The sequence below is a fragment of the Serratia sp. TSO36 genome (assembly GCF_057808395.1).
Genome location: NZ_JBJZOU010000020.1, coordinates 86,772 through 101,574, shown reverse-complemented (window position 1 = coordinate 101,574; position 14,803 = coordinate 86,772). Strand labels below are relative to the sequence as shown.

Below are 14,803 nucleotides of genomic sequence, written 5' to 3'. Positions count from 1 at the left end.
GCCTGCACGGCGAAACCGTGCTGCAGATCGCGGAAACGATGGGGTATGCCTCGCCGAGCAATTTTATCGCCATGTTTCGCAAAGCCTTTGGCGATCCCCCGGCGCGTTATTTTTCCGCGTCGGCAGGAAAGGGGCGTTAAGCGAAATACTTTGAGGATAGTTATATATCCCCGATTAATCATAATCTTATAGGGGATATTCGCGGCGAGGGAATGCTGTTACTCTTTTGGCGGGTGCTTGAGACTGTTCGTCTTGGGCATTGTGTGACAAGGCGGATAGATGAAAGCCCCAGACTGACTCTCAATCAGAATGGGGCTGCACATACCGCCTAGACACCGGTATGGTAGCCCCTTCACAGCAAGGAGGCAAGCATGCGCTTAAAGCATGTGTTTCACTCGCTAACCGTTGTATGTATTACGGTTTTGTTATTTATCTGGATGATAAGAGACTCGCTGTGCGAGCTGAAAATCTACCAGGAAAATATCACTATCCTGATCAGGTTGGCGTGTGAGGTGAAGCGGTAATCATAGGGCGGGGGCAACCCCGCCTTCTGGTCTCCAGGTGCGGTTTCCGGCACCCGACTTTACATTTCCAGCTCGATATCCGTCAGCGGCATACAGCAGCAGGGCAGGATCTCGCCGGCGTTGATAAACGCCAGCGGCTGTTGGCGGTAGGCCACTTCGCCTTTCACCAGCTTCAGGCGGCAGGCGCCGCAATAGCCGGAGCGGCATTGGTACTCCACCTGCACGTCGTGCAGTTCCAGCACGTCGAGCAGGCAGCTTTCACTGTTGGGGCAGGAGAGCTGTGTGCCGGCGGCGCGCAGCGTTACGATTGGCGTCGCCATCGCTTACAGTTCGAAGTCGCTCAGGTCGTCGGCGTTGATCTCCGAGTCGATCTGGCCAACCAGGTAGGAGCTCACTTCTACTTCCTGCGGCGCCACCTGCACGTTGTCGGACACCAACCAGGCGTTGATCCACGGGATCGGGTTGGAGCGGGTTTCGAACGGCAGACCGAGGCCGACCGCCTGCATGCGGATATTGGTGATGTATTCCACATACTGGCACAGAATGTCTTTGTTCAGGCCGATCATCGAGCCGTCGCGGAACAGGTATTCCGCCCACTCTTTTTCCTGCTGGGCAGCCAGCACGAACAGATCGTAGCACTGCTGTTGGCACTCCTCGGCGATCTCCGCCATTTCCGGATCGTCGGCGCCAGAACGCATCAGGTTCAGCATGTGCTGGGTGCCGGTCAGGTGCAGCGCTTCGTCGCGGGCGATCAGCTTGATGATTTTGGCGTTGCCTTCCATCAGTTCGCGCTCTGCGAACGCGAAGGAGCAGGCGAAGCTGACGTAGAAGCGGATCGCTTCCAGCGCGTTCACGCTCATCAGGCACAGGTACAGCTGTTTCTTCAGCGCGCGCAGATTGACGGTGACGGTTTTACCGTTCACCTGGTGGGTGCCTTCACCCAGCAGGTGATAGTAGCTGGTCATCTCGATCAGATCGTCGTAGTAGCCGGAGATGTCTTTCGCGCGCTTCTTGATCTCTTCGTTGGTGACGATGTCGTCGAACACCAGCGCCGGATCGTTGACGATGTTGCGGATAATGTGAGTGTAGGAACGGGAGTGGATGGTCTCGGAGAACGACCAGGTTTCCACCCAGGTTTCCAGCTCAGGGATCGAGATCAGCGGCAGCAGAGCGACGTTCGGGCTGCGGCCCTGGATGGAATCCAGCAGCGTCTGATACTTCAGGTTGCTGATGAAGATATGCTTCTCGTGCTCCGGCAGCGCCTGGTAATCGATGCGATCGCGGGAGACGTCAACTTCTTCCGGGCGCCAGAAGAAGGAGAGCTGTTTTTCGATCAGCTTTTCGAAGATTTCATGCTTTTGCTGGTCGAAACGCGCAACGTTTACCGACTGGCCGAAGAACATCGGCTCTTGCAGCTGGTCGTTTTTGGTCTGAGAAAAAGTGGTGTAAGCCATAAGCCTGAATCCATCGTAACGTGGCTAAATGAAGGGGCCGGAAAATTCCGGCCCGCTAGGTCAAACTTTAGATCTTGCAGGCGCCGCTTTCGCAGTCGTCATCGCCGGCCTTGGCAGGCTGCAAATCTTCCTGGGCGTCTTCCGCACCGTCGCGGGTGTTTTGGTAGTACAGCGTTTTCACGCCGAACTTGTAGGTGGTGAGCAGGTCTTTCAACAGCTGCTTCATCGGCACCTTGCCGCCCGGGAAGCGGGTCGGATCGTAGTTGGTGTTGGCCGAAATCGACTGGTCGATGAATTTCTGCATCAGCCCCACCAGCTGCAGATAGCCGTCGTTGCTTGGCATTTCCCACAGCAGCTCGTAGTTGTCTTTCAGACGCTCATACTCCGGCACCACCTGGCGCAGGATGCCGTCTTTCGACGCCTTGATGCTGATGTGGCCGCGCGGCGGCTCGATGCCGTTGGTGGCGTTGGAAATCTGCGAAGAGGTTTCCGATGGCATCAGCGCAGACAGGGTCGAGTTGCGCAGGCCGGTTTCCTGGATCTCTTTACGCAGGGTTTCCCAGTCGTAGTGCAGCGGCTCGCTGCAGACCGCATCCAGGTCTTTCTTGTAGGTGTCGATCGGCAGGATACCCTGCGAATAAGTGGTCTCTTTGAACCACGGGCAAGCGCCTTGTTCCTGAGCCAGGCGGTTGGAGGCTTTCAGCAGGTAGTACTGAATGGCTTCGAACGTTTTGTGCGTCAGGTTGTTGGCGCTGCCGTCGGAGTAGCGCACGCCGTTCTTCGCCAGGTAATAGGCGAAGTTGATAACGCCGATGCCCAGGGTGCGGCGGCCCATCGCGCCACGGTGCGCGGCCTTGATCGGATAATCCTGGTAATCCAGCAGGGCGTCGAGCGAGCGCACCGCCAGGGTCGCCAGCTCTTCCAGATCGTCCAGGCTGTCGATCGCGCCCAGGTTGAAGGCGGACAGGGTGCACAGCGCAATCTCGCCGTTTTCGTCGTTAACGTCTTCCAGCGGCTTGGTCGGCAGGGCGATTTCCAGGCACAGGTTGGACTGACGCACCGGCGCGATCTGCGGATCGAACGGGCTGTGGGTGTTGCAATGGTCGACGTTCTGGATGTAGATGCGGCCGGTAGAGGCGCGCTCTTGCATCATCAGCGAGAACAGCTCAACCGCTTTCACGCGCTTCTGGCGAATGCTGTCGTCTTTCTCGTACTGGGTATACAGGCGTTCGAATTCGTCCTGATCGGCGAAGAACGCGTCATACAGCCCCGGCACGTCGGACGGGCTGAACAGGGTGATGTCTTCGCCCTTGATCAGACGCTGGTACATCAGGCGGTTCAGCTGCACGCCGTAGTCCATGTGACGCACGCGGTTGCCTTCAACGCCACGGTTGTTTTTCAACACCAGCAGGCTTTCCACTTCCAGGTGCCACATCGGGTAGAACAGCGTTGCCGCGCCACCGCGCACGCCGCCCTGCGAGCAGGATTTGACGGCGGTCTGGAAGTGTTTGTAGAACGGAATACAGCCGGTATGGAAGGCTTCACCGCCGCGGATCGGGCTGCCCAGCGCGCGGATGCGGCCGGCGTTGATGCCGATGCCGGCGCGCTGCGAAACGTATTTCACAATGGCGCTGGAGGTGGCGTTGATGGAATCCAGGCTGTCGCCGCACTCGATCAGCACGCAGGAGCTGAACTGGCGGGTTGGGGTGCGCACGCCGGACATGATCGGCGTAGGCAGCGAAATCTTGAAGGTGGAAATCGCGTCGTAGAAACGTTTGACGTAGTCCAGACGGGTTTCACGCGGGTAGTTGGAGAACAGGCAGGCGGACACCAGCATGTACAGGAACTGGGCGCTTTCGTAGATCTCGCCGCTGACGCGGTTCTGCACCAGATACTTGCCTTCCAGCTGCTTGACGGCGGCATAAGAGAAGTTCATGTCGCGCCAGTGATCGATAAAGGAATCCATCTGCTCGAACTCTTCAGCGCTGTAGTCTTCCAGCAGATGCTTATCGTATTTGCCCATCTCGACCATGCGCGTCACGTGAGCGTGCAGCTTCGGCGGCTCGAACTGGCCATAAGCCTTTTTACGCAGGTGGAAGATCGCCAGGCGAGCGGCCAGGTACTGATAGTCCGGCGCATCGCGGGAGATCAGATCGGCTGCGGCTTTGATGATGGTTTCGTGAATGTCGGCGGTTTTGATGCCGTCATAAAACTGAATGTGTGAACGCAACTCTACTTGAGAAACCGAGACGTTGTGTAATCCCTCTGCGGCCCAATCGATGACCCGGTGGATTTTGTCGAGATTGATGCGCTCTTTACGGCCATCGCGTTTAGTTACAAGCAGACTTTGGTTCATGTGGTGTTTTACCTGTCCGTATGGTGCCCCTAAGCAGAAGTGTAGTCGCTCTGCTCAGTATGTAAACACTATATATAGGGGTTGTATGTCGGTGAGGTAACAAGATAGTGAGAAAAAACGGCGTTTGCAAGTGAACAAAACCGGCCTAATTTGTGGATAACTTGGGGGTGAAATGTAACTTGCCGTTCGCAGTGCGCGCCGTGACTGGCGCGACAAGCTTGTCAATAAGCGCGATCAGATTTTACTGAAAAACTGAAAAAATCGATCGTTTGGCGCTTTATTAAACGTTAGAAAAAAACGGCATATTGATCTGATTTAATATTCTAAAAAACTGTTTACAACGGGTATTTTGAGCGAAATCGCGGAAATTAGGTATTTTTCCGAATACGCCAACGGCGCCGCCCCCCGGTAATGCAGGGCCGGCGCGGTTTACAGCGCTTAACCTTCGTGCTGGGTGTGCACCATGTAATTCACGTCAACGTTGCGCCCAAGCTTGAAATGATCGGTGATCGGGTTGTAATGCAGGCCGATCATGTGCTTTTCGCGCAGCGGCGTGCCGTCGACCCAGCCGATCAGTTCGGAAGGGCGAATGAACTTCTTATGATCGTGGGTGCCCTGCGGCACCATCTTCAGCACGTACTCCGCGCCGATCACCGCCATCAGCCAGGCTTTGGTGTTGCGGTTGATGGTGGAGAAGAACACGTGGCCGCCCGGTTTCACCAGCTGGGCGCAGGCGCGCACCACCGAGGCCGGATCCGGCACGTGCTCCAGCATCTCCATGCAGGTGACCACGTCGTAGCGTTGCGGGTTGGCCTGAGCGTGGCTTTCCACCGTCTCCTGCACATAGGTGACGTCCATGCCGCTTTCCAGCGCGTGCAGCCGCGCGACCTGCAGCGGCTCCGCGCCCATGTCCAGCCCGGTCACCTTGGCGCCTTCGCGCGCCATGCTTTCCGCCAGAATGCCGCCGCCGCAGCCCACGTCGAGCACCTGCTTGTCAAAAATGCCGCCGGCGCGCTGCATGATGTAGTTCAGGCGCAGCGGGTTGATGCGGTGCAGCGGTTTGAACTCGCCTTCCAGATCCCACCAGCGGGAGGCGACGGCCTCGAACTTGGCGATTTCCTGGTGGTCAACGTTTTGCACTCGGCTGGATGATTCTGCGTTCATGGGCTTGTCTGGCTCCTTGTTCTCGTTGCGCGGATTATACATGTTCCGGCGCGGCATCGTCTGCGCCGATGCGTTTTTAGCGCACTTATCTGCACAATTTCCGTGAAACAGCGGCGGTTATTTTCCCGTAAAGCGTGCTTTGTGATATAGTTTTACACCTTTGCCACTATGGCAGCGGGCAGATGAATCATTAGTAGAGGGATAGCAGCTCCATGAGCGACCTTGCCAGAGAAATCACACCGGTAAACATCGAAGACGAGTTGAAAAACTCGTATCTGGACTATGCGATGTCCGTTATTGTCGGACGTGCGCTGCCAGATGTTCGTGATGGACTGAAGCCGGTTCACCGTCGCGTTCTGTACGCGATGAGCGTATTGGGTAACGACTGGAATAAACCATACAAGAAATCGGCCCGTGTCGTCGGGGACGTGATCGGTAAATATCACCCGCACGGTGACAGCGCGGTTTACGACACTATCGTGCGTATGGCTCAGCCGTTTTCACTGCGCTACATGCTGGTGGACGGTCAGGGTAACTTCGGCTCCGTCGACGGCGACTCCGCCGCGGCGATGCGTTATACCGAAGTGCGCATGTCCAAGATTGCTCACGAACTGTTGGCGGATCTGGAAAAAGAAACCGTCGACTTCGTGCCTAACTATGATGGCACCGAGCAGATCCCGGCCGTCATGCCGACCAAGATCCCGAACCTGCTGGTCAACGGCTCGTCGGGCATCGCCGTGGGCATGGCCACCAATATCCCGCCGCACAACCTGGCGGAAGTCGTCAACGGCTGCCTGGCCTATATCGACGATGAAAACATCAGCATCGAAGGGCTGATGGAACACATCCCGGGGCCGGACTTCCCGACGGCGGCGATCATCAACGGCCGTCGCGGCATTGAAGAGGCCTACCGCACCGGGCGCGGCAAAGTCTACCTGCGCGCGCGCGCGGAAGTGGAAGCCGACGCCAAGACCGGGCGCGAAACCATCATCGTTCACGAGATCCCGTATCAGGTGAACAAGGCGCGTCTGATCGAGAAGATCGCCGAGCTGGTGAAAGAAAAGCGTGTGGAAGGCATCAGCGCGCTGCGCGACGAGTCCGATAAAGACGGCATGCGCATCGTGATCGAAGTCAAACGCGACGCGGTCGGCGAAGTGGTGCTGAATAACCTGTATGCGCTGACGCAACTGCAGGTCACCTTCGGCATCAACATGGTCGCGCTGCATCAGGGCCAGCCTAAGCTGCTGAACCTGAAAGACATCCTCGAAGCCTTCGTGCGTCACCGCCGCGAAGTGGTTACCCGCCGCACCATCTTCGAACTGCGCAAGGCCCGCGACCGCGCCCATATCCTGGAAGCGCTGGCTATCGCACTGGCCAACATCGATCCGATCATCGAGCTGATTCGCCGTGCGCCGACCCCGGCCGAAGCGAAAGTCGCGCTGGTGGCGCAGCCGTGGGATCTGGGCAACGTCAGCGCCATGCTGGAGCGCGCCGGTGACGACGCCGCCCGCCCTGAGTGGCTGGAGCCGGAGTTCGGCATCCGCGACGGCAAATACTACCTGACCGAGCAGCAGGCTCAGGCGATTCTGGATCTGCGCCTGCAGAAACTGACCGGCCTGGAGCACGAGAAGCTGCTGGACGAATATAAAGAGCTGCTCAACTTTATCGCCGAGCTGATCTTTATCCTGGAAAGCCCAGAGCGCCTGATGGAAGTGATCCGCGAAGAGCTGGTGGCAGTCAAAGAGCTGTACAACGACGGCCGCCGCACCGAGATCACCGCCAATACTTCCGACATCAACATCGAAGACCTGATCAACCAGGAAGACGTGGTGGTGACCCTGTCTCACCAGGGCTACGTGAAGTATCAGCCGCTGTCCGACTATGAAGCGCAGCGCCGCGGCGGCAAAGGCAAGTCTGCAGCGCGTATCAAAGAAGAAGACTTTATCGATCGTCTGCTGGTGGCCAACACCCACGATACGATCCTGTGCTTCTCCAGCCGTGGCCGCCTGTACTGGATGAAGGTGTACCAACTGCCTGAAGCCAGCCGCGGCGCGCGCGGTCGCCCAATCGTCAACCTGCTGCCGCTGGAAGCCGATGAGCGTATCACCGCCATTCTGCCGGTGCGCGAGTATGAAGAAGGGCGCCACGTGTTCATGGCCACCGCCAGCGGTACCGTGAAGAAAACCGCGCTGACCGAGTTCAGCCGCCCACGCAGCGCCGGCATCATCGCCGTCAACCTCAACGAGGGCGACGAGCTGATCGGTGTCGATCTGACCGACGGCAGCAACGAAGTGATGCTGTTCTCCGCCAACGGTAAAGTGGTGCGCTTCCCGGAAACGCAGGTGCGTTCGATGGGCCGTACCGCGACCGGCGTGCGCGGCATCAACCTCGGCGAAGGCGACAGCGTGATCTCGCTGATTGTGCCGCGCGGCGAAGGCGACATCCTGACCGTCACGCAAAACGGCTTCGGTAAACGTACCGCGGTGACCGAATATCCGACCAAGTCACGCGCCACCCAGGGGGTTATCTCCATCAAGGTGAGCGAGCGTAATGGCCAGGTGGTCGGCGCCGTGCAGGTGGAAACCAGCGACCAGATCATGATGATCACCGATGCCGGCACGCTGGTGCGTACCCGCGTTTCGGAAGTCAGCGTGGTGGGCCGTAACACCCAGGGCGTGACGCTGATCCGTACGGCGGAAGACGAAAACGTCGTCGGTCTGCAGCGCGTGGCCGAGCCGGTGGAAGACGAAGAGCTGGACAGCCTGGAGCCGGGCGCGGAAGCGGTGGAAGAAGACACCACGCCGCTGGACGATGGCGACGACGCGGCTGAGCCGATGGATGACGACAACGTTTAAAGCAAAGGGCGTCGGCATGCCGGCACCATGATGCACTGAGACAAAAGGGTCTGGCAGCGATGCTAGGCCCTTTTTCAGTTATATGGTTTAATTGGCGCACCGAGCCGCCGGCCGCCGCGCCGGCGACAGCGTGCGCCGCCACTGACTTTCGTATGGTATCCGATTGAAATACTTAGCCTCTTTCCGAACTACGCTGAAGATATCCCGCTATCTGTTCCGGGTACTGGCGATTTTGCTGTGGTCGTTGGGAGCGCTGCTCACCACCTTTTATATTCTGAATATCCTGCATCAGAAAGAATCGGACATCCGGCAGGAGTACAACCTCAACTTCGACCAGGCGCAGGGCTACATCCGTCACTCCGCTGACATCATTCGCGACATCAAGTATATGGCGGAAAATCGCCTCAACGGTTCGGTCAGCGGCCTGGACATGTTCAGCGGCGTGATCCCCGGCAAGGGCAGCCCGCCGCAATTCTTTCCGCTGTACCCGGAGTCCAACTGCGCGCTGAGCACCACCTATCGCAGTTCGCTCGATTCGCTGAGCGGCCTGATCCAGTATTGGAAAGAGAACTTCGTGGCGGCCTACGATCTCAACCGGGTGTTCTTCATCGGTGGCGACAGCCTGTGTATGGCGGAGTTCGGCGGCGGCAACGCGAGCGCCAATCGGGAAAACATGCTGAAGTTGCTGCACGAGCGGATTCTGAAATACCGCAACGCCAAGAATCTCGACAAAGACAACAACCTGTATTGGATCAGCCCCAGCGCGCAGCGGCCGGACGTCGGTTACCTGTACGTGCTGACGCCTCTCTATATCGGCAACAAGCTGGAGGCGTTGCTGGGCATCGAGCAAACCGTTCGGCTGGAAGATTTCGTTACCGCCGGCAACCTGCCGATCGGCGTCACGCTGCTGGATGAGAACAACGAGCCGGTGCTGCGCCTGGCGGATGGCGAACGCTATGCCGCTGCGCTCAACAGCTACCCCGAAGAGCATGCCTACTTCGGTTATGTCGACAATTACCGCGACCTGATCCTGAAGAAAGCGCTGCCGCCTTCTTCGCTGAGCATCGTCTATGCGCTGCCGGTGAAAAACGTGGTGGAACGCTTCAAAATGCTGATCCTCAACGCGCTGTTGCTGAACCTGCTGTCGGCCATCGTGCTGTTCACGCTGGCGTGGCTGTTTGAGCGTAAAATGTTCCTGCCGGCGGAGGACAACGCGTTTCGCCTGGAAGAGCACGAGCAGTTCAACCGCAAGATCGTCGCTTCGGCGCCGGTGGGCATCTGTATCCTGCGCATCAGCGACGGCACCAACATCCTGAGTAACGAACTGGCGCACAACTACATCAACCTGTTGACCCACGAAGATCGCGATCGCATAACGCGCATCATTTGCGAACAGCAGGCGAATTTCGTCGATGTGATGACCAGCAACAACAATAACCTGCAGATCAGCTTTGTCCATTCGCGCTACCGTAACGAAGAGGTGGCGATTTGCGTGTTGGTGGACGTCAGCGCGCGCGTGAAAATGGAAGAGTCGCTGCAGGAGATGGCGGCGGCGGCGGAGCAGGCCAGCCAGTCGAAATCGATGTTCCTGGCCACCGTCAGCCATGAGCTGCGCACGCCGCTGTACGGCATTATCGGCAACCTTGATCTGCTGCAAACCAAGGCGTTGCCGCAAGGGGTCGATCGGCTGGTCAATGCGATGAACAACTCTTCCGGCCTGCTGCTGAAAATCATCAGCGACATCCTCGATTTCTCCAAAATCGAGTCCGAGCAGTTGAAGATTGAACCGCGCGAGTTCTCCTGTCTGGAGGTGATCACCCATATCGCCGGCAACTATTTGCCGCTGGTGGTCAAGAAACGTCTGGGGCTGTACTGCTTTATCGAACAGAACGTGCCGGAGCGCATCTTCGGCGATCCGGTGCGGCTGCAGCAGGTGCTCTCCAACCTGGTGAACAACGCCATCAAGTTCACCGATACCGGCTGTATCGTGCTGCAGGTCTGCACCCGCGGCAGCTACCTGGAGTTCAGCGTGCGCGATACCGGCGTCGGCATCCCGGAGAAGGAGATTTCGCGCCTGTTCGATCCGTTCTTCCAGGTGGGGACCGGCGTGCAGCGTCATTTCCAGGGCACCGGCCTGGGATTGGCGATCTGCGAGAAATTGGTCAACCTGATGGACGGCGACGTCTCCGTCGAGTCCGAGCCGGGCCTGGGCAGCTTGTTCAGCATTCGCATTCCATTGTTTAACGCCCAGTTCCCGATCCCGCAGGCCAGCGATACCTGGCAGGGGCGTCGGCTGTGGCTGGATATCCGCAATCAGCGGCTGGAAAGCTACCTGATGGCGATCCTGGGCGGCTACGGCGCCGATATCCAGCGCTATGACGGGCAGGAGACCGTCGCGGGAGAGGTGCTGCTCAGCGATCATCCGCTGATGCTGGATGCGCCGCTGCTGGCTCAGATCCAATTCTCCACCGAGCATATCGGCCCATCACAGGAAACCCGGCCGGGCTATTGGATGCACAGCACCTCCACGCCGCGTGAAACGCTGACCTTGCTCAACCGGTTGTTCGGCGTCGGCAGCGGCGTGGCAGAGGCGCTGGTGCAGCTGCCGGTGCCCGCCAAGGCCAGCGCGGCGGACAACGGCGATATTCATCTGCTGGTGGTCGACGATCATCCGATCAACCGTCGCCTGTTGTCCGATCAGCTGGGATCGCTGGGATATCAGGTGGTGACCGCCAACGACGGCGTCGACGCGCTCGGCGTGCTGAAACAGCATCGCGTCGATATTGTGCTGACCGACGTCAATATGCCGAATATGGACGGTTATCGTCTGACGCAGGCGCTGCGGCAGATGCAGTTCAGCGCGCCGGTGATCGGCGTGACGGCGAACGCGCTGGCGGAAGAGAGGCAGCGTTGCCTCGAGGCGGGTATGGATAATTGCCTGTCGAAACCGGTCACGCTGGAGACGCTGGAACAGACGTTGGCTTACTACAGCCAGCAGGTGCGCTACAGCCGCAGCGAGGCTTGAAAAGCAAACAGGCACGGCGAATGCCGTGCCTGTTTGGCGTTAACCTGCCGTGAGTCAGGCGTTAGTCTTTGTCCAACGGCGTCATGCTGACGGAGGAGAGGTAGTTGAGCAGGGCGATGTCGTTCTCGACGCCCAGCTTCATCATCGCCGATTTCTTCTGGCTGCTGATGGTTTTGATACTGCGGTTGAGCTTCTTGGCGATCTCGGTCACCAGGAAACCTTCGGCGAACAGGCGCAGCACTTCGCTCTCTTTCGGCGACAGGCGTTTGTCGCCATAGCCGCTGGCGCTGATCTTCTCCAGCAGTTTAGAGACGCTTTCCGGCGTGAACTTCTTGCCTTTCTGCAGGGCGGCCAGCGCCTTCGGCAGATCGGTAGGCGCGCCTTGTTTCAGCACGATGCCTTCGATATCCAGATCCAATACCGCGCTCAGGATCGCCGGGTTGTTGTTCATGGTCAGCACGATGATCGACAACTGCGGATAGTGACGCTTGATGTACTTAATCAGCGTGATGCCGTCGCCATACTTGTCACCCGGCATCGACAGATCGGTGATCAGCACGTTGGCGTCCAGCTTGGACAGATTGTTGATCAGTGCGGTTGAGTCTTCGAACTCCCCAACGACATTCACCCATTCAATTTGCTCAAGTGACTTCCGGATGCCAAACAGTACGATAGGATGGTCATCAGCAATAATTACGTTCAGGTTATTCATGTTGTTGGCTACCTTGCTTCAGCAGTCTGCTGACGAAAAAATCAATCTGACTGATGTTATTCTCGATCTCGGGCGCATCACCTTCTGCGATGCGCTGTTCTAACGATTCGCACAGCTGCTTGCCGGGAAGCAGATTTAACATGGCAAACACGCCTTTCAGGCGATGTGCGGTTTGTGACAGCGCATTGAAATCACTGCTGCCCGCCTCAGTATACAGTTTTTTGACATCGTCGGGTACTGTATCGACAAACAGCCCATAGTAATCACTTGATTTCAATTGTTTTTCATAGAGTTGGATATCTTCTGAACTCAATGAAAGCGGGCTTTCTTCCTGTTCCAGCGCGGCCATTTGCTGTTCGATCAGTATCAGCACGGCGTCGATTAATGCGCCGTTCAGGTTGTAGTTCACCCGAATGTAGCGTTTATCCAGCGCTTGCCAACCCGGCTCATCGGTCGCCAGCAGCAGGGTGTAATCATCGGCTCGCTGCGGGTTATCGGTCAGCAGCACGTCATAATCGCGATTGACCGCGCGATCGTCGGCGACGAGGCAGTCGGCGCCGTAGGCCTGCAGCAGACGGGTCACGATGCCGCGCACTTCATCCGACGTGACGTCCAGCAGGGCGGTGACGCCGTCGAGCAGTTTTTCCTGCTCCTGCGGCTCTTTTTTCTCCATCTCCATGGCGACGCGAATGGTGTAGCGAGTGCCGATATCCACCTTGCTGCGAATGTCCAACTGGCCGTTAAGCTTCTTGCACAGCTGATTGCACAGGAAGAAGGTGAGGCCGGAACCGTGGTTGAAGCGGTCCACCAGCGTCTGGCTGAGGAACGGATAGTTGAGGTTGCTGATCTCTTCGTTGGAGATGCCGGAGCCGGTGTCGTTGATTTGGAAAGTCAGGCGATCCGGGTGCTCGGGCTCATGGTCGACAACCAGGGAAATCTTGCCGCAGGCGGTGGTGATAATGGCGTAATGCACCAGCAGCGAGATCACCTTGCGCAGCGCGTTGGCGTCGCCGATATAGTTCTGCTCGACGTCCAGCTGGAAATGCTTGAACAGCGCCAGCCCCTTCTGATTAAGGGCGGGCAGGGCCTCCAACAGCAACTCGTCGATCATCGCCGTCGGGCTAAACGGCTCGCGCGAGGGTTGCCAGTCCTGGGTTTCCAGTCGGGTCAGCAGGGTGATGTTATCGATCAATTCCAGCACCGAAGCCGACGCCGCCGTCAGCTGGCCCAGCAGCGCCTGCTGCTGTTCCTCATCCGGCCGGCCGTGCAGACGATCGACCAGATCGTGCATCTGGCGTACCGGCTGATTCAGCTCAATGCCCAGGTTGTGCAGCATCAGCTTGCGCGCCTGAACGTTTTTGTCGTATTCGCGCCGTGCCTGCTGCAGCCGCTTGTTCACCATCACCTCTTTATCCTGATCGTGCATCAGGAACAGGTAGGTGTCCGGCGACAGCTGGCTGCGGAAGATGCGGATTTCATACACCTCGTTGTTGACCGTCGCCTGGATCACCCCGTGATGCTGTTCGGCCATATGGGCGATCTTTTGCAGACTGAGGTGCGGCAACAGGTGCTCGGCGATTTTATTGCTGGCGATCACCGCATTGTTGGCGAAGCTGTAGACCAGCAGGCCGGAAGGCAGGCTGGAGACGATTTCCTGATTCAGCGCGCGCTCGGCCTCCAGTTCCACCGCCATGTTTTCGCTCGGGCGAATGTACTGGCGGCGGATAAAGTAGATGCTCAGCATCGACAGCGCCAGCAGCAGCAAGTTGACCGCGATCAGCCAGATGTTGTTGCGCAGCAGGTCGATGGCCAGATTGATGGCCGAAACGCGATACACCACCTTCAGCGGCGCATTGGGCAGGGCGGCGCTGAACTCCACCCAGCCGCCGCTCATCGTCGCATGGGTGCCGAGGACGGTTTCCGCCGGGATGGTACTGTCGTCGAGATCGACATCGTCCGGCTGCAGCAGGAAATTGGCGCGGGCCAGATTGGCCGGAATGATGTCGTTGATCGGCAAGTCGAAGGCGATCACCGTCGCCAGATGCCCTGGCTGATTGAAAGTGGTGCGAATCGAGAACGAATAGGCGTTCTGGAAGCGCTGCTTGCGCAGATCGGAAAAGCTCTCGCGCTCGTCGAGCATATTGGCCTGCTGCAGCATCTCGGCGCGGCGTTCGTCCGCCGAGGTGGTCAGGTAGCTTTCCCGAAAGCGCGAAGCCAGCTCTTTGAGCGGCTGAGTGGTGATCAGGCTGAGGCTGTTGTCCTGACCATTGAGGTAATACATGGCGTAGTTTTCGGTCTTGGCGCCCCAGCGGGTGTCCAGGTAGTCCGAGATGTTGGCGATCATCGCCAGCGTGCTCTCGTCATGGCTGCCGAAGATCACCGCGTCGGTTTTCTTGTGCGGTTTCTCGATATAATAGACGTCGGGCCGCAGGCGGGTTTCCTGCAAACCGGGATCGACATTCTGCGCCGGCGCATTGCCGAATTTGTCATAGACCTGATAGGTCATATAGCGGTAGGTATCGATGCGCTTTTGCAGCGAACCGGCAATGCTGTTCAGCGCGTACTTCTTTTCCGCCAGCCAGGCATTGGTGTAGTTGTAGCCATACAGGCCGATGCCGATCGTCAGCAGCACGATAAACAGCAGGAAGCAGCGGGTAATGTTGCTGGAGCTGATGGTCAATTGTTTATTTTGCATAGTGGCTGCGCATTCCTG

The 14,803-nt window shown here is 58.0% G+C and carries 10 protein-coding genes; 4 read left to right on the top strand and 6 right to left on the bottom strand.

The window, feature by feature from the left end; genetic code table 11:
* Positions 1-17 precede the first annotated feature (17 nt).
* The gene (locus ACK3CV_RS17325; RefSeq protein WP_239504659.1) at positions 18-140 is read left to right on the top strand and encodes a helix-turn-helix domain-containing protein; all 123 of its coding nucleotides are present in this window, start codon (positions 18-20) and stop codon (positions 138-140) included.
* A 231-nt stretch (positions 141-371) separates the two neighbouring features.
* Positions 372-524 carry a Hok/Gef family protein gene (locus tag ACK3CV_RS17320; protein ID WP_033635303.1) on the top strand — a complete coding sequence of 51 codons (153 nt, stop codon included), beginning with the start codon at positions 372-374 and terminating at the stop codon, positions 522-524.
* 59 nt (positions 525-583) lie between these two features.
* Here the strand turns inward: ACK3CV_RS17320 and yfaE are convergent, their stop codons facing one another.
* The 4 genes from yfaE to ubiG all read right to left on the bottom strand — a co-directional run bounded on the left by yfaE (position 584) and on the right by ubiG (position 5,498).
* Entirely contained in the window at positions 584-844 is a 261-nt protein-coding gene (gene yfaE / locus ACK3CV_RS17315) for a class I ribonucleotide reductase maintenance protein YfaE (protein WP_033635302.1), read from the bottom strand.
* 3 nt (positions 845-847) lie between these two features.
* Entirely contained in the window at positions 848-1,978 is a 1,131-nt protein-coding gene (gene nrdB / locus ACK3CV_RS17310) for a class Ia ribonucleoside-diphosphate reductase subunit beta (protein ID WP_019453694.1), read from the bottom strand.
* Positions 1,979-2,045: 67 nt separating this feature from the next.
* Positions 2,046-4,334 (bottom strand): class 1a ribonucleoside-diphosphate reductase subunit alpha, encoded by a 2,289-nt coding sequence (nrdA, locus tag ACK3CV_RS17305; protein ID WP_033635301.1) that lies wholly within the window; start codon positions 4,332-4,334, stop codon positions 2,046-2,048.
* A gap of 438 nt (positions 4,335-4,772) precedes the next feature.
* Positions 4,773-5,498: a bifunctional 2-polyprenyl-6-hydroxyphenol methylase/3-demethylubiquinol 3-O-methyltransferase UbiG gene (ubiG, locus tag ACK3CV_RS17300; protein ID WP_004935909.1), complete on the bottom strand. Its 726-nt coding sequence runs from the start codon at positions 5,496-5,498 to the stop codon at positions 4,773-4,775.
* 212 nt (positions 5,499-5,710) lie between these two features.
* Between ubiG and gyrA the strand changes: the two genes are divergently transcribed.
* Both gyrA and rcsC read left to right on the top strand, forming a co-directional pair.
* Positions 5,711-8,353, top strand: coding sequence for a DNA topoisomerase (ATP-hydrolyzing) subunit A (gene gyrA / locus ACK3CV_RS17295; protein ID WP_004935906.1), 2,643 nt, complete (start codon positions 5,711-5,713; stop codon positions 8,351-8,353).
* Between the two features lie 163 nt (positions 8,354-8,516).
* Positions 8,517-11,378 (top strand): two-component system sensor histidine kinase RcsC, encoded by a 2,862-nt coding sequence (gene rcsC, locus ACK3CV_RS17290; protein WP_164039965.1) that lies wholly within the window; start codon positions 8,517-8,519, stop codon positions 11,376-11,378.
* Positions 11,379-11,439: 61 nt separating this feature from the next.
* Here rcsC and rcsB read toward each other — a convergent pair whose 3' ends face one another.
* Complete coding sequence (gene rcsB, locus ACK3CV_RS17285) at positions 11,440-12,090, bottom strand: response regulator transcription factor RcsB (RefSeq protein WP_004935900.1); 651 nt, start codon at positions 12,088-12,090, stop codon at positions 11,440-11,442.
* Complete coding sequence (rcsD, locus tag ACK3CV_RS17280; RefSeq protein ID WP_164039962.1) at positions 12,083-14,785, bottom strand: phosphotransferase RcsD; 2,703 nt, start codon at positions 14,783-14,785, stop codon at positions 12,083-12,085. Before rcsD ends, rcsB begins: the two co-directional genes overlap by 8 nt.
* Positions 14,786-14,803 lie beyond the last annotated feature (18 nt).

Bases quoted from the DNA above. Each gene is read 5' to 3' on its own strand.
- nrdB (WP_019453694.1), bottom strand. From the start codon at position 1,978: ATGGCTTACACCACTTTTTCTCAGACCAAAAACGACCAGCTGCAAGAG.
- rcsB (WP_004935900.1), bottom strand. From the start codon at position 12,090: ATGAATAACCTGAACGTAATTATTGCTGATGACCATCCTATCGTACTG.
- ACK3CV_RS17320 (WP_033635303.1), top strand. From the start codon at position 372: ATGCGCTTAAAGCATGTGTTTCACTCGCTAACCGTTGTATGTATTACG.
- rcsD (WP_164039962.1), bottom strand. From the start codon at position 14,785: ATGCAAAATAAACAATTGACCATCAGCTCCAGCAACATTACCCGCTGC.
- nrdA (WP_033635301.1), bottom strand. From the start codon at position 4,334: ATGAACCAAAGTCTGCTTGTAACTAAACGCGATGGCCGTAAAGAGCGC.
- yfaE (WP_033635302.1), bottom strand. From the start codon at position 844: ATGGCGACGCCAATCGTAACGCTGCGCGCCGCCGGCACACAGCTCTCC.
- gyrA (WP_004935906.1), top strand. From the start codon at position 5,711: ATGAGCGACCTTGCCAGAGAAATCACACCGGTAAACATCGAAGACGAG.
- ubiG (WP_004935909.1), bottom strand. From the start codon at position 5,498: ATGAACGCAGAATCATCCAGCCGAGTGCAAAACGTTGACCACCAGGAA.